At 63.5% G+C, this 19,653-nt stretch carries 18 protein-coding genes and 3 pseudogenes; 7 read left to right on the forward strand and 14 right to left on the reverse strand.

The window, feature by feature from the left end:
- A pseudogene (locus tag RTH74_RS00005) lies at positions 1–122 on the forward strand (IS110 family transposase); the annotation flags it as partial.
- Between the two features lie 7 nt (positions 123–129).
- Here RTH74_RS00005 and RTH74_RS00010 read toward each other — a convergent pair.
- Both RTH74_RS00010 and wecB read right to left on the reverse strand, forming a co-directional pair.
- Positions 130–1,977: pseudogene (locus RTH74_RS00010) on the reverse strand (glycosyl transferase family protein); the annotation flags it as partial.
- 7 nt (positions 1,978–1,984) lie between these two features.
- Positions 1,985–3,127: a non-hydrolyzing UDP-N-acetylglucosamine 2-epimerase gene (gene wecB, locus RTH74_RS00015; protein ID WP_316913358.1), complete on the reverse strand. Its 1,143-nt coding sequence runs from the start codon at positions 3,125–3,127 to the stop codon at positions 1,985–1,987.
- A 183-nt stretch (positions 3,128–3,310) separates the two neighbouring features.
- Between wecB and RTH74_RS00020 the strand changes: the two genes are divergently transcribed.
- The 4 genes from RTH74_RS00020 to RTH74_RS00035 all read left to right on the forward strand — a co-directional run bounded on the left by RTH74_RS00020 (position 3,311) and on the right by RTH74_RS00035 (position 5,939).
- Complete coding sequence (locus RTH74_RS00020) at positions 3,311–4,021, forward strand: rRNA pseudouridine synthase (RefSeq protein WP_316913359.1); 711 nt, start codon at positions 3,311–3,313, stop codon at positions 4,019–4,021.
- A 43-nt stretch (positions 4,022–4,064) separates the two neighbouring features.
- Positions 4,065–4,271: a hypothetical protein gene (locus RTH74_RS00025; RefSeq protein ID WP_099525251.1), complete on the forward strand. Its 207-nt coding sequence runs from the start codon at positions 4,065–4,067 to the stop codon at positions 4,269–4,271.
- A gap of 9 nt (positions 4,272–4,280) precedes the next feature.
- Complete coding sequence (gene tsaA, locus RTH74_RS00030; protein ID WP_316913360.1) at positions 4,281–4,982, forward strand: tRNA (N6-threonylcarbamoyladenosine(37)-N6)-methyltransferase TrmO; 702 nt, start codon at positions 4,281–4,283, stop codon at positions 4,980–4,982.
- A gap of 183 nt (positions 4,983–5,165) precedes the next feature.
- Positions 5,166–5,939, forward strand: coding sequence for an SDR family oxidoreductase (locus RTH74_RS00035; RefSeq protein WP_316913361.1), 774 nt, complete (start codon positions 5,166–5,168; stop codon positions 5,937–5,939).
- Positions 5,940–5,981: 42 nt separating this feature from the next.
- Here the strand turns inward: RTH74_RS00035 and RTH74_RS00040 are convergent, their stop codons facing one another.
- Positions 5,982–6,284 (reverse strand): putative quinol monooxygenase, encoded by a 303-nt coding sequence (locus RTH74_RS00040; RefSeq protein WP_316913362.1) that lies wholly within the window; start codon positions 6,282–6,284, stop codon positions 5,982–5,984.
- A gap of 61 nt (positions 6,285–6,345) precedes the next feature.
- Between RTH74_RS00040 and RTH74_RS00045 the strand changes: the two genes are divergently transcribed.
- Entirely contained in the window at positions 6,346–6,762 is a 417-nt protein-coding gene (locus tag RTH74_RS00045; RefSeq protein ID WP_099525247.1) for a VOC family protein, read from the forward strand.
- Between the two features lie 144 nt (positions 6,763–6,906).
- On the opposite strand, the gene RTH74_RS24065 is transcribed toward RTH74_RS00045, so the two are convergent.
- The 9 genes and pseudogenes from RTH74_RS24065 to RTH74_RS00085 form a co-directional block, all read right to left on the reverse strand.
- Complete coding sequence (locus RTH74_RS24065; protein WP_372237962.1) at positions 6,907–7,779, reverse strand: methyl-accepting chemotaxis protein; 873 nt, start codon at positions 7,777–7,779, stop codon at positions 6,907–6,909.
- A pseudogene (locus tag RTH74_RS24070) lies at positions 7,765–8,856 on the reverse strand (HAMP domain-containing protein); the annotation flags it as partial. The gene RTH74_RS24065 and the pseudogene RTH74_RS24070, both read right to left, overlap by 15 nt.
- A 304-nt stretch (positions 8,857–9,160) precedes the next feature.
- Positions 9,161–10,621: a sodium-dependent transporter gene (locus RTH74_RS00055; protein WP_099525245.1), complete on the reverse strand. Its 1,461-nt coding sequence runs from the start codon at positions 10,619–10,621 to the stop codon at positions 9,161–9,163.
- A 90-nt stretch (positions 10,622–10,711) separates the two neighbouring features.
- Entirely contained in the window at positions 10,712–11,362 is a 651-nt protein-coding gene (gene maiA / locus RTH74_RS00060; protein ID WP_316913364.1) for a maleylacetoacetate isomerase, read from the reverse strand.
- A 97-nt stretch (positions 11,363–11,459) separates the two neighbouring features.
- Positions 11,460–12,446 (reverse strand): fumarylacetoacetate hydrolase family protein, encoded by a 987-nt coding sequence (locus RTH74_RS00065; protein WP_316913365.1) that lies wholly within the window; start codon positions 12,444–12,446, stop codon positions 11,460–11,462.
- A 57-nt stretch (positions 12,447–12,503) separates the two neighbouring features.
- Entirely contained in the window at positions 12,504–13,637 is a 1,134-nt protein-coding gene (locus RTH74_RS00070; RefSeq protein ID WP_059391606.1) for a homogentisate 1,2-dioxygenase, read from the reverse strand.
- A gap of 4 nt (positions 13,638–13,641) precedes the next feature.
- Positions 13,642–14,724 (reverse strand): 4-hydroxyphenylpyruvate dioxygenase, encoded by a 1,083-nt coding sequence (hppD, locus tag RTH74_RS00075; RefSeq protein WP_059391605.1) that lies wholly within the window; start codon positions 14,722–14,724, stop codon positions 13,642–13,644.
- Positions 14,725–14,947: 223 nt separating this feature from the next.
- Positions 14,948–15,274: an antibiotic biosynthesis monooxygenase family protein gene (locus tag RTH74_RS00080; RefSeq protein ID WP_059391604.1), complete on the reverse strand. Its 327-nt coding sequence runs from the start codon at positions 15,272–15,274 to the stop codon at positions 14,948–14,950.
- The gene (locus tag RTH74_RS00085; RefSeq protein WP_316913366.1) at positions 15,271–16,008 is read right to left on the reverse strand and encodes a CTP synthase; all 738 of its coding nucleotides are present in this window, start codon (positions 16,006–16,008) and stop codon (positions 15,271–15,273) included. Before RTH74_RS00085 ends, RTH74_RS00080 begins: the two co-directional genes overlap by 4 nt.
- A gap of 94 nt (positions 16,009–16,102) precedes the next feature.
- On the opposite strand from RTH74_RS00085, the gene RTH74_RS00090 reads away from it, so the two are divergent.
- A complete protein-coding gene (locus tag RTH74_RS00090; RefSeq protein WP_316913367.1) occupies positions 16,103–16,966 on the forward strand; it encodes a LysR family transcriptional regulator in 864 nt (287 codons plus the stop codon).
- 278 nt (positions 16,967–17,244) lie between these two features.
- Here the strand turns inward: RTH74_RS00090 and RTH74_RS00095 are convergent, their stop codons facing one another.
- Together RTH74_RS00095 and RTH74_RS00100 are read right to left on the reverse strand one after the other, a co-directional pair.
- Positions 17,245–19,026: an ABC transporter ATP-binding protein gene (locus RTH74_RS00095; RefSeq protein ID WP_316913368.1), complete on the reverse strand. Its 1,782-nt coding sequence runs from the start codon at positions 19,024–19,026 to the stop codon at positions 17,245–17,247.
- Positions 19,019–19,651: a DsbA family protein gene (locus tag RTH74_RS00100; RefSeq protein WP_316913369.1), complete on the reverse strand. Its 633-nt coding sequence runs from the start codon at positions 19,649–19,651 to the stop codon at positions 19,019–19,021. The genes RTH74_RS00095 and RTH74_RS00100 overlap by 8 nt, the downstream gene beginning before the upstream one ends.
- Between the last annotated feature and the right edge of the window lie 2 nt (positions 19,652–19,653).

The following is a 19,653-nucleotide window of genomic DNA, read 5'->3' on the forward strand; positions in this document are numbered from 1 at the left end:
GGCGACTTAAGGAACAGGGGAAACCAGGCAAAGTAGCGGTCGTCGCCTGCATGCGGAAATTGCTTACCATCCTCAATGCGATGCTCCGTGATCAGGCTCATTTCAGGCCTCAAGTGGCTTGACGCTGAACACGGTTGCTCGCCCTTGCGGAGCCAACTGCCAACGCACAGGTCGGCCGAGCTGGCGGCTGATCGCACCAACCGACACCTGGCTGAGCAGACGCTCGCTGGCCAGCACCAGGGTGTCGCCCTCCTCGGCCACCGGCAGCACGGCATAGCGCAGCGCCAAGCGACGCGGAAAGCCGTCAAGCAAATGCCGTTCGAGTTGAAAGGGATTGAGCGGAGCCCAGGGTTCATCCAGTTGCTCAGCCAATGCTTGAACCAGTTGCTTGCTGTCGAGCAGTTCATCGAGCAGCAGCTGCCGCCCCAGGCGGCGGCGTACCGGGTTGGTCAGGGCAGCGGTCAATTGCGCCTCGGTGATCAACCCACGCTCGAGCAGGCGCTGGCCCAGTGGCGTCTGCGGGCTCTGTCCCAACGACGGGAACTCGTGGGTGGTCTTGTCCCAGGCGACCCGGCGCGAATCGCCCATCGCCAGCACCTGCCTGAGCGCGCGCACGTTGGCGAAGAAATTGACGAAGTTGCTCCACATCATCCGCGGTGCCGATAGCAGCCCCTGACCAATGCCGTAGAACCGGGTGACGAAATAACCGCGCTGGAACAGGCGATTGACCAGCAGGAAGCCGTTCAACCAGAGCAAGGAGCTGAGCAACGGGCTACCGGAAAGAATCGAGGGAAAGTGCCAGGCATCGGGATTGAACAGGCTGATCAACCAGATGCAGAGCATCACCACCAGCAGCACGTTGACCAGAAAGCTCAGCATGTAGGCGAACAAACCGCGACGATCGCGCCAGAGGAAGTAGTTCAGCGCCTTGAACCGACTCCAGCCCAGGTTGGTGGTGCCCTGGAACACGATGCCGGTGATCCAGCGCGACTTCTGCCTGACGGCATGCGACCAGGTACGCGGAAAGTGCTCACGCACGCAGATCACTTGGGAGAACCGCTTGCTCATGCCCCAGCCCGACTCCTGCGCCAACGCCAGTTTCGGGTCACTCACCGGGAAACGGGCGAAGATGCACTTCATGCCCTTGGCCTTCAGGCGAAAACCGATGTCGTAGTCCTCGGTCAGGCTCTGCACGTCGAAGGCGATGCCGTCACCATCTTCCAGCAGTGCAGCAATGGCACGGCGGCTGAAGCAGGTGCCGACACCTGCGCTGGGTACCTGGCCGGTCAGCGCCTCGCGCACCACCACGTCCTTGCCGTGGTTCTCGGCGAACTCATCGACATAGTGGCCTGCGGTGAAACCGCTCCATTCCGGCGCGTAGGGATAGACGGGAACCTGGATCAGGTCCTTGTTCGGCAACAGGTAGTTGAACAGGCGCAGTTCCAGCGGGGAAATCACATCCTCGGCGTCATGCAGGATGAAGCCGGCGAACTCGACCCGCGCCTCTGACTCGAAGCGCAGAATGGCGTCGATCACGTTGTTCAGGCAGTCGGCCTTGCTGGTCGGCCCCGGACGCGCGCACACCACCTTGTGCACGTTGGGGTAATGCAGGCAAACCGCATCGACATCTCGCTGGGTGTCAGGGTCGTTGGGGTAGGTGCCGACGAAAATCTGGTAGTTCTCGTAGTCCAGCGTCGAGGCGGCCAGGCGCGCCATCTCGCCGACTACGCCGACCTCCTGCCAGGCTGGCACCATGATCGCCAGAGGCTTTTCCGCGGTGCCATAGAGCAGCTTCTCATCGGCACGCTTGTGCCCGGAGTAGATGCGCAGGCGCCGAATCAGCGAGCGCCCCCAGTACATCAGGTCGATGAACAGATCATCCAGACCCAACAAGAACATCAAGGCCGCCAGTGCAATGGCCAGGTATTTCAGGGCATAGAGCACATAGGCCAGTACATCGACCAATTCCAAAGTCATAAGCCCCTCACTCGCCGCGTCGTTCTGCAGCCCAACGCATCAGGCGCTGCGCGATTATCTCGCTGGCATGACCATCGCCATAAGGGCTGAATACCCGGTTCATCGCCCGGTAGGCATCGGCATCGTCGAGCAGGCGTGAGGTCTGTTCGACGATGCGCTGCGGGTCGGTACCGACCAACAGCACGGTGCCGCCCTCCAGCACCGAGGGCCGCTCGGTCACCTCGCGCAGCACCAGCAGTGGTTTGCCCAGCGCCGGGGCTTCCTCCTGCACACCACCGGAGTCGGTCAGAATCAGGTAGGCGCGATCCATCAGCCAGACGAAGTGCTGATAGTCCTGCGGTGGTATCAAATGAATGTTGGCGAGGCCGCCAAGCAACGCATGCACCGGCCCTTGCACCTGAGGGTTGAGGTGCACGGGATAGACGAACTGCACGTCCGGGTGTCGTTCGGCCAGTTCGGCCAGGGCCTGGCAAATGTGCTCGAAACCCTTGCCGAAGTTCTCCCGCCGATGCCCGGTGATCAGTATCAGACGCTGATTGTCTTGCAGCGCTGCCAATGGCGAGCCTGCGGCGGGGCGCCACTGGCTCTGCTGCAGGTGATCACGCATCCACAGCAACGCGTCGATCACCGTATTGCCCGTCACCTCGATATGTTCGGCAGGCCGTCCTTCGCGCAGCAGGTTGTCGCGCGACTCGCCGACGGGGGAGAAGTGCAGGTCCGCGAGCACACCCGTGAGGGTGCGATTACCCTCCTCCGGCCAGGGCGAACGCAGGTTGCCGGTACGCAAGCCCGCTTCGACGTGACCAATGGCGATCTGCCGATGATAAGCGGCCAGTGCCGCGATGAAGCTGGTAGTGGTGTCGCCGTGGACCAGGACGATATCCGGCTGTACCCGTGCGTAACTCTCATCGAGCCGCTGCAGCAACTGTTGCGACAGGCCGTTCAGCGTTTGCCCCTGGGTCATGACATCGAGGTCTTCGTCCACTTTCAGTTCGAAAGCGCCGAGCACCTGCTGCAGCATTTCCCGGTGTTGCCCGGTGGAGCAGACGAACAGATCGACCCCTGGCCAGTGTTTCAGAACACGTGCCAGAGGCGCCATCTTGATCGCCTCAGGGCGAGTTCCAAAGACCATTTGTACCTTCAGTGACATTCGCAGCTCCTTGGCTACACGCTTCCGTTGGAGAGGGGTATTGACGCCCACCCGGCGAAAAGAGTTCGCCACGGCAATGGAAGTTGGAGCTCAACGGTCTGCGTATGCCGTGACTCGGCATCGTTTTGTGCACCAGCCGACAAACACGGCGCTACAATGACGACCCTTTTGCAGAGCCATCCCATGAGCGAACCCACCCGCTTGTCCAAACGCGTCATCGAACTGTTCGGCTGCTCGCGCCGCGAGGCCGATCTGTACATCACTGGCGGCTGGGTGACGGTGGACGGCCAGGTGGTCGAGGCGCCGCAATTCAAGATCGAAGATCAGCGCGTCGAGCTGCATCCGGATGCCACGCTTGAGCCGGTAGAGCCCGTCACCTTGTTGGTGCATGGTGCGGCTGGCTGTAACGCCGCGCAGTTGCAACATCTGCTGGTGCGCGAACGACACTGGGAACAAGACCCGCACGCCCAGCGCATCCTGCATGGCCACTTCCTGTGCCAGGAGCAGAGCCTGCCATTGCAGACCGGCGCCAGTGGCCTGATGGTGCTCAGCCAGGATTGGCGCACACAGCGCAAGCTGCGCGAGGATGCCGCCAAACTGGAGCAGGAGTACCTGGTCGAGGTCGCCGGCGAGGTGCCCGCCAGCGCGCTGGAACGCCTGAAGAAAGGCTGGTTGCACAAGGGCACGCAGTTCCCACCGTGCAAGGCCAGTTGGCAGAGCGAACAGCGCCTGCGCTTCGCCTTGAAGAATCCGGCTCCTGACCTGCTGCGGCAGATCTGCACGGCGCTGGGCCTGAAAGTGCTGAGCATGAAGCGCATCCGTATCGGCGGCGTACCCATGGCCAAGCTGCCTTCCGGGCAGTGGCGCTATCTGGGTGAGAAGGAACGCTTCTGAGGCCGTGTTAGGCTGTGTCCGTCACGCTCTGGAGACCACCCTCATGCGTACCCTGTTACTCACCGCCCTACTTGCCCTGAGCCTGCCCGCCCTGGCCGCGCCAGCCCCCTTCTTCCTCTGGCAGAGTAAGGTCGACGGCCACCTGACCTGCGCCCAGGTCAGCCCTGGTGACGGCTGGATTCGTTTCACCGGCCCCTTCCGCGATGCCGGCTGCCGGGTAGCGCACGACGCGCCTGTGCGCAGCCGCTAAGAGGACGCCATGCAGCATCTGGTTTCGCCTGTCGGTATCGTGCGCTCCTGCTTCAAGGAAAAGTTCGCCATTCCCCGCCAGCCACACTTGGCTCCCGCCGCTCGCGGCGTGCTGGAACTGTTGCCTCCTTTCGATCAGGGTGAAGCCGTGCAGGGCCTGGAACAGGTCAGTCATGTCTGGCTGCTGTTTCTGTTTCACCAGGCGCTGGAGGACAAGCCACGGCTGAAGGTGCGCCCACCACGCCTGGGCGGTAATCAGTCGGTGGGCGTGTTCAGTACCCGTGCAACCCATCGCCCCAATGGCATCGGCCAATCGGTGGTACGCCTGAACAAGGTCGAACCGGGCCGGCTGTACCTGTCCGGCATCGATCTGCTCGACGGCACGCCCGTGCTGGACATCAAGCCCTACGTGCCCTACGCCGACTGCGTGAGCGATGCGCACAACGCCATGGCCGATAGCGCGCCACGGCTGATCCCAGTGGAATGGCATGCCGATGCATTGCCGTCGGCGCGCCAGCATGCGCTGCGCCTGAACGAACCGCTGGTGGAGCTGATCGAGCAATGCCTGGCGCAAGACCCGCGTCCGGCCTACCAACAGCCAGAGCCGGAGCGCCGGTATGGCGCGCGCTTCTGGGATCTGGACGTGCACTGGCACTACCCCGAGCCCGGGCGCATCCGGGTGCTGGATGTGCAGATGGCGAGTCGCGACTAAAGCCCCTTCGACAAAGCGCGAAAGCCTCTACATGGCCAAAGCTCTTACAGGGCGTGATTCCGTGGAAAGCCTCAACCGCGACCAGACAGAACGCATAAAGCGTCATTTCGGCCGGCAATGATGCCTGCATTCCCCGCTGCCAGGCCCTAGGGTGAAGCCCTCACCATCTCGCGAGGCCTTTCCATGCATCCTTACTTCTCCCTTGCCGGGCGCACTGCCCTGGTCACCGGTGGCACCCGTGGCATCGGCCTGATGATCGCCAAAGCCTTCGTCGAAGCCGGCGCCCATGTCTATGTTTGCGCGCGCGACGGCGAAGCCTGTGCGCAAACCGCCGCTGAACTCTCGGCGCTGGGCCAGTGCACCGGCATCGCCGCCAACCTGGCCAGCGAGGAAGGCGTGCAGGCGCTGGCGCGCGAGCTAAGCGAACGTATCGAGCGCCTGGACATTCTGGTCAACAACGCCGGTACCACCTGGGGCGCACCGCTGGAGAGCTACCCTGCCAAAGGCTGGGAAAAGGTCATGCAGCTCAACGTCACCTCGGTGTTCGGCTGTATCCAGCAACTGCTTCCGCTGCTGCGCAAGGCCGGCTCGGCGGACTGCCCGGCGCGGGTGATCAATATCGGCTCGGTGGCCGGCATCAGCGCCATGAGCGAACAAGCCTATGCATACGGGCCGAGCAAGGCGGCACTGCATCAACTGTCGCGCATGCTGGCCAAGGAACTGGTCGACGAGCACATCAACGTCAACGTGATCGCACCGGGCCGCTTCCCGAGCAAGATGACCCGTTTCATCGCCGAGGACGAAGCCGCGCTCGCCGCCGATACCGCAGTAATTCCGATGAAGCGCTGGGGCCGTGAAGAGGAAATGGCCGCCCTGGCCCTGAGCCTGGCCGGCAGCGCCGGCGCTTACATGACAGGCGCCATCATCCCCATCGATGGCGGCTTTCATCTGGGCTGAACTGCAGCGCAGTGCTTGGCCCACCCTGCGGGACGTGGGCCTTCAACGCGACGGATTGAGCGCCAGCATATCGGCTTCGATAACGTCCTGACGCTCGATCAGCGGCTCCACCAGCGGCCGGCTGGCGAGGAAATGCGCGGTTCGCGTATGCGCCTCGAAAGCCGCCTCGTCGACGTATACCTCGTACAGCCACACCAGGTCGGGGTCACTGCGGTCGCGCATCACGTCGAAGGTCAGGCAGCCCGGTTCATCGCGCACCGAAGCAGCGGCGTTGATCCGCATGGCGTCCATGAACGCCTCGAAACTGCCGGGTTTGAGTTGGGTCTTGAGCAATAGCACGTACACAGCAAACTCCATTATGTTTTATATTTGAAAAATAATTGTATACATAATGGAGTGCAAAAAGATGCTCGAACGCCCGTCGCGCCTCAATGGCCTGCGCCACCTGGCCCTGCTGGTACCCAACCTGGAAGCGTGCGAGCGTTTCTACGTGGACGTGCTGGGCATGCAGTTGCTGCACCGCGCCAACGAGGACCTGGTCTACCTGACCTGTGGCAATGACAACCTCTCGCTCGGCCGCGCCTATGCAGAGAGCCATGGCGTACCGCTGGTCGATCACTACGGCTTCATCGTCGACAGCGTCGAGGAGCTGGATGCCTGGTACCAGTACCTCAAGGCGCGTGGGGTGACACTGCTGGATCGCCCCTTCGACCATGGCGACGGCGCACGCAGCTTCCACCTGCTGGACCCCGCCGGCAACAAGATCCAGCCGCTCTACCATCCGGCTATCTCGGGCCAGCGCTTCAGTCCAGCCCGAACCTGAACATGTGGGAGCGAGCTCTGTAGGGCGTACTCGCGAAGCAGTACGCCGTCAGGACTTTTGCTACGCCGAAGACGGCGGACTGTCCGCTGACGCGCCTGAGTCCGCCCTACGCCCGCCTGCGGCCGGTGTCCCGGTTCGCCCGCGTCAAGTGCGGAACTGTCGCACCATTCCCTGCAATTCCACCCCCAGGCGAGCCAGCTCGGCGCTGGATGCGGCGGTCTGCTCGCTGGCAGTGGCGCTCTGCTCACCGATATCGCGCACGCGGGTGACGCTTTCGTTGATCGCCTCGGCCACCGCACTCTGCTCCTCGGCGGCGGCAGCGATCTGCTGGTTCATCTGCTCGATGGTGCTCACCGCCTGAGTGATACGCCCCAGGGCATCGCCAGCTTCACCGGCCAGCTCGACGGTACGCCGGGTCAGATCGCGGCTGCTGTCCATCTGCTGCACCGCGCCTTTGGCCATGCGTTGCAGGCCGGCAATCAGGCTTTCGATCTCCTCGGTGCTCTCCTGAGCACGCTTGGCCAGTGCCCGCACCTCATCGGCGACCACAGCGAAACCACGGCCCTGCTCGCCGGCGCGCGCCGCCTCGATGGCCGCGTTGAGCGCCAGTAGGTTGGTCTGCTCGGCGACGTTGCGAATCACTTCAAGCACGCTGCCGATGCGCGCACTTTCCTGGTTCAGGTCGGCGATGGCCTTGGCCGACTGCTCCACTTCGCTGGCCAGGCTGTCGATCTGATCCACGGCCTGCTGCACCACGCGATTACCCTGCTGTGCCTCCAGGTCGGCATCGCGCGCGGCCAGTGAAGCCTGCTCGGCGTTCTGCGCCACTTCCTGCACGGTGGCGGCCATCTGGTGCATGGCGGTAGCGGTCTGTTCGGTTTCCAGTTTCTGCGTCTGCACCCCGGCGCTGGTTTGCGCGGTGATCGCAGACAGTTGCTCGGCAGCCGCAGCGATCTGCCCGACACCACCGCCAATACGGCCAACCAGATTGCGCAGGCTGACGGTCATGTCCTGCATGGCGGCAAGCAACTGACCCACTTCGTCACCGCGGTCCTGCGGGATGTCCTGGCTGAGGTCACCGGCGGCGATACGCTGGGCGAAGGTCACGGTCTGGCGCAGCGGCGCGACGATCAGACGAGTGATCAGCAGTGAGGCACACAGGCCCAGCACCACGGCAGCCAAGCCCATGATGCCGAGCATCACCAGTGCGCGCTGAGTGTCGTCTAGCATCCGGGTTTCGGCGCCGGCCTGGGCCGACTCGGCCAAGTCGACGACCGAGCGTGCACGCTCGATCATGGCCTTCTCGGTGGCCTGGTTCTGCTCACGCAGCTGTTGGTAGTAGAGGAAGGAGCGCTGGTAGAGAGTCAACGCCTGCAGGGCAGTTTCGATGGAGGCTTTCTGATCATCGTTGAGCCAGACGGTCAGGCTGCGGGCAACGGTCTGCAGGTCTTCGCTGACGTACTCCCACTCTTCCAGCGCTTCGGGCGAGCCATCGATGATGTACAGGCTTTCCTGGCCGCGCAGGTCGAGCATGCGTTTGCTCAGGCCGGATGCGGTTTCCGCCAGGGTCAGGGGGTCGCTACCCCGCAGACGATCACCCTGCAGGCGCAGCTCACGCACGGCGTCATACATGTCCAGCTCGATCACCTCGAACTGGTCACGGGTTTCACCGGCAGCAGTGCGCATGTCCTGGCGTGCTTCGCGCGCCTTGCCCTGCTGCTCGACATAGTTGTCGAACTGCTTCAGGTACTCGGCAGTAGCTTGCTGCATGGTCTGCACACGCGTGCTTTCGGTTGCATCCTTGCCCAGGTGCTCCAGCATGCCCTGTACCTTGAGCAAGCTCTCGCGCACACGCTCTGCGCTCTCCTGGGTCTGTTCGATGGCGAAACTGCGTTCCAGACGACGCGCCTGAAGAATCTCCTGGTTCACCTGCGCCAACTGCCCAACCTGCTCATGCCCATGCAGTACCGCTTGAACCGCCAGATAGCCACTGACCGTCATGGCGGCGGTAAGCAACAGCACGAGGCCGAAACCGATAAAGAGTTTCTTGCCGACGGCAAGATTGGCGAAAAAGCGTGCGGCAGGCTTGAACATAACGGCGACTCCAGATTCTTCTTATACAGCCGCGCATCGTGGGCGCGACCTGGTCGACTGACTACGCAACTGCTGTGCCATGTCGAGTCCGGTTTATCGGCAAAGAGTGCCGCCGCTTGAGTGCTGGCAATTAGCCAACCCATGGCTCTCAGCATAGCCAATGAAATGGCCAAGACAGGCAACTATCCGCTTATTGACGCCGAATAAATGGCGAAATACCGCCTACTGAGGCGCCGTTTCTGGCTTATCGCAACAAAAAAGGCGCAGCCTCTTCCGAAGCTGCGCCTCTGGATTCGAGCCGCGATCAGCGCCCGGCGAGCGCCGGCACCACTCTCGGCCGTAGAACCTCCCCAGCCACAGCCAGCAGGCCGATGGCACCGGCAATCCAGTACCACTGCAGTACGGGATCGAACATCAGCCAGCCCAGCGCATGCAGGAACACCACCATGATCAGCACCGGGCTGACGTAGCGCACCATGAACAGCCACAGCGCATACCCCGCAGGCGGTAGACCCAGCTCGTCACGCATGATCTCGCCGCGCAGTGCGTAGCCTGCGAGTACGACCATGAAGATGCCGCCCAGCGGCATCATCCAGCGCGAGGTGAGGTAATCCAGCCAGTCGAAGAAGTTTTTGCCCAGCGGCGTCCAGCCCGTCAGCAGGTTGAACGACAGCATTGCCAGCAGGCTGATCACCAGCAGCACCGCGCCGGCCCCGATGGCAGCGCGCAGGCGGCTGATGCCGTGCTTTTCGTTCAGGTAGGCCACGCTGGCCTCGATCATCGAAATCGCCGAGGTCAGCGCGGCGATCGATACCATGGCGAAGAACAAGACCCCGAACGCAGTACCGAATGGCATCTGCTGGAAGGCCAGCGGCAGGCTCATGAAGATCAGCCCCGGCCCAGCGCTAGGGCTCATGCCGTTGGCGAAGATGATCGGGAAGATCGCCAGACCGGCCAGCAACGCCACGCAGGTATCGCAGAGTGCGACGATGAAGGTGGTCCGCGCGATGGATTGCCCATCCGGGATGTAGGAGCCGTAAGTGAGAATGGCGCCCGAGGCCAGGCTCAGGGTGAAGAAGGCGTGCCCCAGTGCCGCCAACAGTGCCTCACCGGTGATCTTCGAGGCATCGAAGTGGAAGAGGAAGCCGAAGCCTGCACTGAAACTGCCACTGGTGAACGCATAGCCAACCAGCGCCACCAGCATCAGCGCCAGACCCGGCATCATCCAGCGTACGGCATTCTCGATGCCTTTCTGCACGCCCTTGGCGACGATCCACAACGTCAGCAGCGCCACCAATACACTCCAGCCACCGAGTTGCCAGGGATTGGCATTGTGCGCCTCAAACACCCCGCCCAGTGCTTCGACGCTGGTGGCCGCCAGCGAACCGTCGAGCATCTTCCACGTATAGGCGAAAGCCCAGCCGGCAACGACCACATAAAAGCACAGGATCATGAAGCCGGCGAGCATGGCCATACCGCCGACCGCCTTCCACAGCGGGTTGCCACCGTTCTCGCGGACCACGCGGCCGATGGCGTCGATGGGGCTACCGCGGCCACGGCGACCGATGGCGATCTCGGTCATCATCACCGGAATGCCGATGGCCAGGATGCACGCCAGGTACATCAGCACGAAGGCGCCGCCGCCGTACTCGCCAGTGATGTAAGGGAATTTCCAGATATTGCCCAGGCCGACGGCCGAGCCGGTTGCAGCGAGGATAAAACCCCAGCGCGAGAGCCAGAGGTTCTTCGGTTTTTCACGGGTCATGCGTCACCTGTTTGTTTTTATCTGTGACGGAATCGGACCCGCCGCGCTTGTGGCGCAGCGGAATGCAAGGCTTGGGTGAAGCCGAAGGTGTCACTGGGCGTCGGCTTGTGCCTCCGGCAAGGCCAGTTGGAAGGCCTCCAGGGGTTCACAGCGCGCCGCCATGGCGACAATGCGTGGGTACGCGGCAAGGTCACAGTTAAAACGCCGCGCATTATACAGCTGCGGAATCAGGCAGGCTTCCAGATATCCAGGCCGGTCGCCGAGCGACAGGCGACCGTCGAATGCAGCCAGGCCCTCCTCCACGGCGGTCAGACCGAGCGCGACCCAGTGCCGGTACCAGGCGTTCTTCGCCTCATCGGCGACGCCCAGCTCGCTGGACAGGTACTGCAGTACGCGCAGGTTGTTCAGCGGATGCACGTCGCAGGCAAGGTGCAGCGCCAGCGCACGCACCTGCGCACGCTCGGCCGGATCGGCCGGCAGCAGCGCCGGCACCGGGAAGATTTCTTCGAGGTACTCGATGATCGCCAGAGACTGGGCGATGCGCACGCCGCCGTTTTCTTCGTCCACCAGCAGCGGCAACAGGCCCTGCGGGTTCAGCGCACGGTAGGCGGCGCCGTGCTGCTGGCCGCCATCCTTGACTAGGTGCACTGGCACCTGCTGGTAAGCCAGGCCCTTGAGGTTCAGGGCGACACGCACACGGTAGGCGGCGCTGGAGCGCCAGTAGCCGTAGAGTTTCAGCATTGCGGATTCCTTTCGAAACGCGACTTGGTAGGAGCGGCTTCAGCCGCGATGCTTTCAGCGACTTCAGACGAATCGCGGCTAAAGCCGCTCCTACGAATCAGCGGGCGTCGTAGCGCTGCACCACCTGATCAATGGCACCGAAGATGCTCTGCCCAGCTACGTCGAACATCTCGATACGTACCCGGTCGCCGAACTTGAGGAACGGCGTCTTCGCCTCGCCCGACTCGACGATCTCCAGCATGCGTTTCTCTGCCAGGCAGCTCGAACCGGCGCTGCGGTCGTAGTTGGACACGGTGCCCGAGCCGATGATGGTGCCCGCGCCCAGCGGTCGGGTCTTGGCGGCATGGGCCACCAGAGTCGGGAAGTTGAAGGTCATGTCCACACCGGCGTTCGGCTGGCCGAACAGCGCGCCGTTGATATGCGACACCAGCGGCCGGTGCACCTTGCCGTCTTTCCAGCTTTCGCCCAGTTCGTCTGGGGTGATGGCCACGGGGGAGAAGCTCGACGACGGTTTGCTCTGGTAGAAACCAAAGCCCTTGGCCAACTCGCCAGGAATCAGATTGCGCAGCGAGACGTCGTTGACCAGCATCAGCAGACGGATATGGCCGCCCGCTTCGGCCGGTGTGGCGCCCATCGGCACATCGTCGGTGACCACTGCCAGCTCGGCTTCCAGGTCGATGCCCCAGGCTTCGTCGGCCAGGCTGATCGGGCTGTGCGGCGGGATGAAGGCATCGGCGCCGCCCTGGTACATCAGTGGATCATGCCAGAAGGATTCGGGCATCTCGGCGCCGCGCGCCTTGCGCACCAACTCGACATGATTGACGTAGGCGCTGCCGTCGGCCCAGTGATAGGCACGCGGCAGCGGGCTGTGACAGGCGGCCTGATCGAAGGCGAAAGCGCCCTCTTCCATGCCGTCGTTGAGGCGCTGATAGACCGCTTCGAGCTTGGGCCGGGCCACAGCCCAGTCGTCCAGCGCAGCCTGCAGGGTGAAAGCGATCTGTGGCACAACGACGGCACGGGTGAGATCGCGGGAAACGACGATCAGCACGCCGTCGCGGCCTTGGTTCAGTGATGCGAGTTTCATGCTCAAACCTCGTAGGGTGCGCCGTGCGCACCATTGCAATCAGAAATCCGTGTGCAGCTACAGACCCGGCGCACGCCAGGAATTGACGTACTCGGCCACGTCCACCGCAGCAGCGGCATCGCTCACTTCCAGGGCGCGGCGAGTGTCGATCATCACCGCCACCTCGTCGATGAAAGTGGCCGGATCTTCCTGACTCTTCTTCAGCGCCTTGGGGTGCGGCCCATGGGGGAAGCCGCACGGGTGCAGGGTGACCATGCCCTGCTCGATGTTGTCGCGGCTGAAGAAGTTGCCACGGTGGTAGAACAGCACTTCGTCGTAGTCGTCGTTGTTGTGGAAGAACGGCACCTTGAGCGCGCCGGGGTCGGACTCCACCGGGCGCGGGGTGAAGGTGCAGATCACGAAGCCATTGGCGACGAAGGTGGTGTGCACCGACGGCGGCAGGTGGTAGCGATGGCTGACCAGCGGGCGGATGTCGCGCCAGTTCAGGCGCACCACGGTGTTGTCGCCATGCCAGCCGACCACATCCAGCGGGTTGTAGGGGTAGGTCACGGTGCTGATCTGGCCGCGCCGCTTGATGCGAATCTGCCAGGTGTTCTCGTCCTGCTGCGCCTTGAAGGCTTCGTCGATATGCGGGTGCTCCAGCACCGCCAGGTCGAAGATCGCCTGCGGGCCGAGCAGGCCCTTGTCCGGCAACTGATACGCACCATCGGTGTTCTCGATCAGCAGGAAGTAACTCGGTGTGCTGGCCTCGATACGCCAGGCGGTGCCGCGGGGAATCAGCAGGTAGTCGCCGTCGCGGTATTCCAGATGGCCGAAGTCGCAATAGAAATGCCCGCTGCCTTCATGGACGAACAGCAACTCATCGCCGTCGGCGTTGCGCACCAGATGGCGCATCGCGCCGTGGGTGCGCCACACGCGCAGCTTGACGTCGGCGTTGTGCAGCGTCAGCGGCGCCGCCAGCGGGCAGTCGCGCTCGCTGGGAATGTTGTTGAAGTTGAACGCGTGCGGACGCAGCGGGCCTTCCCAGTCGATCCAGCCGGTCGGCGGATGCTTGTGGTGCAGGTGCGCGGTGGGGCCGAAGAAGCCTTCGCGGCCCATCTCGCGCTCGTAGGTGCCCTGCGGCAGGTCGCAGTGCGCCTGGCGCGAGCACTCGCCTTCACGCAGGGGAAAGCGGATCCATTGGCGGCTCATGGCATCACTCCTCGGCGATCACGCCGCGACGCAGCTGGTCTTCCTCAATCGATTCGAACAGCGCCTTGAAGTTGCCCTCGCCAAAACCCTGATTGCCCTTGCGCTGGATGATCTCGAAGAAGATCGGACCGATCACCGTGTTGGTGAAGATCTGCAGCAGGATGCCGTCATCCCCCGGCGCGCCATCGATCAGGATATTCAGTTCACGCAGTACGTCGGTCGGTTCGCCATGGCCGGCGACGCGGGTATCGACCTTCTCGTAGTAGGTGTCCGGGGTGGTCATGAAGTCGACGCCGTTGGCGCGCAGTTGGCGCACGGTGGCGTAGATGTCGTCGGTGCTCAGGGCAATGTGCTGGATGCCTTCACCATGGTATTCGCGGATGAATTCCTCGATCTGCGACTTGTCATCGGCCGACTCGTTGATCGGGATGCGAATCTTGCCGCACGGCGCGGTCATGGCGCGGGAGAACAGGCCGGTGAGCTTGCCTTCGATATCGAAGTAGCGGATCTCGCGGAAGTTGGCGATGCGCTCGTAGAAACCGGACCAGACGTCCATCTGCCCGCGGCGCACGTTGTGGGTCAGGTGATCGATGCATTGCAGGCCGACGGCGTTGTCATTGGCGCTGCGGCCTTCGATGTACTCGAAATCGACGTCATAGATGCTCTTGTCACCATAGCGGTCGACCAGATACAGCAGGGAACCGCCGATGCCCTCTACGCAGGGGATGTTCAGCTCGCCGAAGTTGGCGTGACTGCCTACCAGAGTGGCGCCCTGCTGCTCGACGTAAGCAGCGGCCTGAGCCGCATTCTTGACCCGGAAAGCCATGGCGCAGGCACTGGGGCCATGCTTCTCGCCGAAGGCGCGCACATGGCCGGTGGGGCTGCCGTTGAGCACGATATTGATGTCGTTCTGCTGGAACAGCCACACCTCTTTGGAGCGGTGCTTGGCGGTTTCAGTGAAGCCCATGGCGGTGAACAACTGGCGCAGCTGCTCGATACCTTCGGAACTCGGTGCGGTGAACTCGACGAACTCGAAACCGTCGGTTCCGATGGGGTTGTGCTGCTCGATCTTGGCCACGGCGTTCATTTCGCCTCCTGATTGTCATTGTTATGGCAGCGCACGAATGCGTTGCGGACAACCTCATGACAACCGAGCGCAGACGCGCTCTCAAGATGGCTTGCGACACTTCAACGCGTCGGCCGAGCGCGGCAGTGGCAAATTTTCCTTACGCCTTCCAGGCAAGGCACGTGAAGCCCTGGCAACCGTAAAATAATCCTTACACGACGGTCAGCCGGCTTGCCACCATCACTCAGCTTGGGCGCGAGAATGTGTAGGCCCGCTCCACCTTGGCCACGCGAGTGGTGAAGGCGGCGTACCAGTCGGTGCGTCCCTGCTCGCGAACGGCGCTGTGCTCGGCATGCTCGCGCCAGCCGCGAATGGCCTCTTCGCTCTGCCAGTAGGACAAGGTGATGCCCAGGCCGTCGCTGCGCGCCGACTCCACGCCGAGAAAGCCGGGCTGCTGTGCGGCCAAGTCCAGCATGCGCTGCGCCGCTTCGGCATAACCGGCGTCCACGTCGGTACGCACCGAGGTGAACATCACCACGTAATAGGGTGACTCCGGCGTGGCGGCGATCAAGCCACTGCTTCCTGCTGCGCCTCATGCACCGACTGCACCGCACAGGCGCCGACCAGGCCAGCGACCAGCGGCGGCAGGCGCCCCTCCAGCGCCGCACGCTCGGGCTGGAACAGGGTGGCGATGAAGAACGGATGATCTTCCAGCTCGATGGCGCGCACGGCACCCGCCTCGTCATGCCCGGAAGCCTTCAGCGCCTGCGCCATCAGCGGCTCGACGAAAGCATCGGAAAGGCCGTAGCGACACAGATACTGCTCGCTGATCTCGCGTACACCGTAGAGCTCGGCGATACGCGAACCGGAAACCAGGTGCACATGCTCGCTGACATCCAGCAAGGCGCAGCTCAGCGGCGCGATCACAGGGTTCTGCGCTTGCGACGACAGCTCGGCGTGTTCGGCATCCTGCCACCCCAGCTGATTGCGTGCGTATTCCAGCAGCGCATGCTGGAAGCCACCGCAGGTGCCGAGAAATGGCACGCCCTGCTCGCGGGCGAAACGGATCGCGCGCAGCGCACCCTCGGTAGCAGCATAAGGGCTGCCCGGCACGCACCAGATGCCGTCATAAGCCTGCAAGGTCGAGTCATCGAGAATACGCTCAGTGGCCAGCCAGTCATATTCGACCGCCACTCCCAGCGCTTCACCAGCCAGGCGTAGCGCCTCTGGAATGGCACGGTGCGCGGTAACTGCCGCACTGTAATCACCTACCAGGGCGACCTTGACTCGACACTTGCTGTACATACGCCTATCCCCTCTTGCATGACCGTCTCCCTGCCACTATAAGATGGCGCTCGCGCAATAATAATTGGCGAATAGACAAGCAGAGATTGCAGCCATGCAATATCAAATCGACCATACCGACCTCTCTCTGGTGCTCGCCCTGGTGCGTGGTCGCTCCCTGGCGCGGGCGGCAGAATTGATGCAGGTCGACGTTTCCACGGTGTTCCGTGCCGTACGCCGGCTGGAAGCCGCCCTGGGGGTGGCACTGTTCGAGAAGAGTCGACGCGGCTATGAGCCCAGCGAAACCGCTCGGGCCCTGGCCGAGCAGGCAGAGCGCGCCGAACAGGCACTGGATGCCGCCCGTGTGGCGCTGGAGCTGGGCAAGCAGGTGGTCAGCGGCACGGTACGCCTGACTTGCACCGATGCGGTCTTGAGCAGCCTGCTACTGCCGGCAATGGCGCGTTTCATGCCCAATTACCCGGCCCTGGCGCTGGAGTTGGTGACCTCCAACGACTTCGCCAACCTGAGCCGGCGCGATGCCGACCTGGCCCTGCGCCTGACCAATGAGCCGCCGGAGCACCTGGTCGGTCGGCCTCTGGCCAAGGTTTCCTACGTCGTTTGCGCCCGTGATGATGATCAGGATCGCAGCGACCTGGCGCGGCAGAGCTGGATCGCCCCGGACGAGGCGATGCCGGATCACGCCACGGTGCTCTGGCGCCTGCGCGAATTGCCGGGCGTCACGCCCAACTACCGTTGCAGCAGCATGTATGCCGTGGCGCAACTGGCGCGCGCCGGATTGGGTGTCGCCGCCCTGCCCGACTTCGTGCTACGCGCCCACCCCGAACTCAAGCCACTCGGCCCACCACTGGCTGGCTGCGACACCGAACTCTGGCTGCTGACCCGCCCGGACTGCCGTGCCTTGCGCTCGGTGCAGACGCTGTTCGAGGAGTTGAGCGAAGCGCTGATGAGCCAGGGTTGAGCTAGAGCGTCGCCGCTAAAGCGCCTCCCACAGAGCGGGGGCAGCCTGTAATTGCAGCGGCAAAGTCCTGTGGGAGGGGCTTCAGCCGCGACAGGCCCGGAAGCCGTCTAGTCCGGATGCAATCCGGGGACATTGGCTGCGCAAAAGAGCATCGCGGCTGAAGCCGCTACTACAAATGCTCACCTACCCGTAGGAGCGGCTGGGCGGCATTCCGTTTCAGCCGCGAAGAATTTCCCGAACATCCTGATCGCTGCGGTGCGCACGGCGCACCCTACGACTCAGCCCTGCTGCAAATGCCCGTAAAGCTTGGCGTACAGGCCACCTTCTGCGATCAGTTGCTGGTGGTCACCATCCTCGGCGACGCTGCCGCCGTCGAACACCAGCACGCGATCGGCCTGCTTCACCGCACTCAGGCGGTGGGCGATGATTAGCGTGGTGCGACCTTCAAGGAATTGCGCGAGCGCTTCGTGCAGGGCGTACTCGGTGGCGGCATCCAGCGCCGAGGTGGCCTCGTCGAGGATCACCACCTTGGGCCCGGCCAGCACCATACGGGCAATGGCCAGGCGCTGGCGCTGCCCGCCGGACAAACGCACACCGCTACGCCCAACCACGCTGTCCAGCCCTTGCGGCAGTTGCGCAATGGTGTCGTGCAGCTGGGCGATGCGCAGCGCCTGCCAGCAGGCCTCATCGCTGCGCTCGCGGCCCATGGTCAGGTTGGCGCGTACCGTGTCGTTGAACAGCGCTGGGTGCTGCAGCACCACCGCGACGTTGTCGCGCACGCAATCCAGGCCGATCTCCTCCAGCGCGCTGCCGCCGAAGCGAATGCTGCCGGCCTGCGGCGTGTACAGACCCAGCAGCAACTGCACCAGAGTACTCTTGCCTCCGCCGGAGGCGCCAACGATGGCCACCTTCTCGCCCGGGCCGATGGACAGATCGAGCCGATCCAGCACCGGCTCGTCGTCATAGCCGAAGGTCAATCCGCGCACCTCGATACCGACCGTGTCACGCCCCTTGAAAGGATCGACGCGCCCGTCGTACTGCGGCTCGTCCTTGCGTGCCAGCAGCTCGTTGATCCGCGTCAGCGCGCCGCCTGCGGCGTAGAACGCGTATTGCAGACTGAGCAGCTGCTCCACCGGACCGATCATGAACCACAGGTAGCTGAACACCGCGAGCATCTGGCCGATGGACAGGTCGGAAAACAGCACGGTGAGCATCGCCGCCGCGCGGAACACGTCGATACCGAACTGGAACAGCAGGCCGCTGGCACGGTTGGAGGCATCGCTCTTCCATTGCGAGGCCACCGCATAGTCGCGCACCTCGCGCGCCCGCCCGCCAAGGCGACCAAGGAAGTAGCCCTGGCGGTTGCCGGCGCGCACCTCCTGAATCGCCTCAAGGGTTTCGGTCAGCGCCTGGGTGAAGCGCGACGTGCTGTCGTTCTCCAACTTCTTCAGGTGCTTGACCTTCTTGCCCAGCAGCACGGTGGCGTAGATCACCAGCGGGTTGAACAGCAGGATCAGCAAGGCCAGTTGCCAGTGCATCCAGATCAGGATGGCCGAGGTGCCGACCAGGGTCAGCACCGCCACCAGAAAGCGGCTCAGGGTCTCGCCGACGAACTTGTCCAGGGTATCCAGATCGGTGACCAGGTGGGTGGTCACGGTGCCGCCGCCCAGGCTCTCGTACTCGCCAAGGGAAATGCGTTTGAGCCGCTCGATCAGACGCATGCGGATGCGGTAGACGATGTCCTTCGACAACCTGGCGAACAGCCGCGCCTGCAAGACGTTGAAGATCAGCGCCGAGCCTCGCAGCAGCAGGGTCAGCACCAGCATCAGGCCGATATAGCCGGCTGCCGTTTCCCACTCGGTCGGGAGGAAGTTGTCCATCACCTTGAGCGCCGCATCGCCGTCGTTCAGCAGCACTTCGTCGACCAGCAACGGCAACAGCAATGGGATCGGCACACTGCACAGGGTCGCCAGCACGGCGACCAGATTGGCCAGGATCAGCGCTTTCTTGTGACGCAGGGCCAGGCGACGAATTTCTGCCCAGCTCAACCGATCAGGCATTGGCAGCGCGCTCCAGCCAACGCCCCAGCAGCGGCGATAACACCTCGAGCGGCTGATAGCCGTTGGTCAGCAACGCCAGTTGGCTATCGCGCTCGGCCAGCAGCGTGGGGAAGCCGGCGATGCCCAGGTCCTGCACCCAGGTGAAATCGGCGGCGGTCGCGTCCTCCATGGCCTGGCTGTCGAAGGCCTCGGCAAACTCGATGCGCGGGATGCCCGCCTGCTCGGCCAGTTGCACCAACACGCTGGCCTGGGTGACGTCGGCCCCTTCGGTGTAGAAGGCTTGCTGAATCAGCTTGAGCAGTGTCCAGGCGCTCTGTGCATCGAGATTACGTGCAGTGACCAACGCGCGGCAGGCGGGTTCGGTGTCATACACCATCCCCTCCGGCAGGCCGCGCTCGAAGTCGAACAGTTGTCCGGTACTGGCATTGACCGCCTGCCAGTAGCCCAGATAACGCACCCGCGCTGCCGCATCGATCGCCACCTGATCACGGCGCAGGCCGCCGACCACGATCTGCAGCGGCACATCGGCCGCTGCAGCCTGCTCGGCGAGGGCTTCGACTACCGGCGCGAAACCCCAGCACCAGGAGCACATCGGGTCCATCACGTAGAGCAGGCGGCTAGCCATGG

The sequence above is a fragment of the Pseudomonas sp. zfem001 genome (assembly GCF_032621725.1).
GTDB classification, from domain to species: Bacteria; Pseudomonadota; Gammaproteobacteria; order Pseudomonadales; family Pseudomonadaceae; genus Aquipseudomonas; species Aquipseudomonas sediminis.

What these genes read in the sequence shown, in the direction of transcription:
- RTH74_RS00090 (WP_316913367.1), top strand. Translation starts at nt 16,103, where the DNA reads ATGCAATATCAAATCGACCATACCGACCTCTCTCTGGTGCTCGCCCTG.
- RTH74_RS00035 (WP_316913361.1), top strand. Translation starts at nt 5,166, where the DNA reads ATGCATCCTTACTTCTCCCTTGCCGGGCGCACTGCCCTGGTCACCGGT.
- wecB (WP_316913358.1), bottom strand. Translation starts at nt 3,127, where the DNA reads ATGTCACTGAAGGTACAAATGGTCTTTGGAACTCGCCCTGAGGCGATC.
- RTH74_RS24065 (WP_372237962.1), bottom strand. Translation starts at nt 7,779, where the DNA reads ATGCAGGACATGACCGTCAGCCTGCGCAATCTGGTTGGCCGTATTGGC.
- RTH74_RS00025 (WP_099525251.1), top strand. Translation starts at nt 4,065, where the DNA reads ATGCGTACCCTGTTACTCACCGCCCTACTTGCCCTGAGCCTGCCCGCC.
- RTH74_RS00100 (WP_316913369.1), bottom strand. Translation starts at nt 19,651, where the DNA reads ATGGCTAGCCGCCTGCTCTACGTGATGGACCCGATGTGCTCCTGGTGC.
- RTH74_RS00085 (WP_316913366.1), bottom strand. Translation starts at nt 16,008, where the DNA reads ATGTACAGCAAGTGTCGAGTCAAGGTCGCCCTGGTAGGTGATTACAGT.
- RTH74_RS00095 (WP_316913368.1), bottom strand. Translation starts at nt 19,026, where the DNA reads ATGCCTGATCGGTTGAGCTGGGCAGAAATTCGTCGCCTGGCCCTGCGT.
- maiA (WP_316913364.1), bottom strand. Translation starts at nt 11,362, where the DNA reads ATGCTGAAACTCTACGGCTACTGGCGCTCCAGCGCCGCCTACCGTGTG.
- RTH74_RS00065 (WP_316913365.1), bottom strand. Translation starts at nt 12,446, where the DNA reads ATGAAACTCGCATCACTGAACCAAGGCCGCGACGGCGTGCTGATCGTC.
- RTH74_RS00045 (WP_099525247.1), top strand. Translation starts at nt 6,346, where the DNA reads ATGCTCGAACGCCCGTCGCGCCTCAATGGCCTGCGCCACCTGGCCCTG.
- RTH74_RS00070 (WP_059391606.1), bottom strand. Translation starts at nt 13,637, where the DNA reads ATGAGCCGCCAATGGATCCGCTTTCCCCTGCGTGAAGGCGAGTGCTCG.
- tsaA (WP_316913360.1), top strand. Translation starts at nt 4,281, where the DNA reads ATGCAGCATCTGGTTTCGCCTGTCGGTATCGTGCGCTCCTGCTTCAAG.
- RTH74_RS00020 (WP_316913359.1), top strand. Translation starts at nt 3,311, where the DNA reads ATGAGCGAACCCACCCGCTTGTCCAAACGCGTCATCGAACTGTTCGGC.
- hppD (WP_059391605.1), bottom strand. Translation starts at nt 14,724, where the DNA reads ATGAACGCCGTGGCCAAGATCGAGCAGCACAACCCCATCGGAACCGAC.
- RTH74_RS00055 (WP_099525245.1), bottom strand. Translation starts at nt 10,621, where the DNA reads ATGACCCGTGAAAAACCGAAGAACCTCTGGCTCTCGCGCTGGGGTTTT.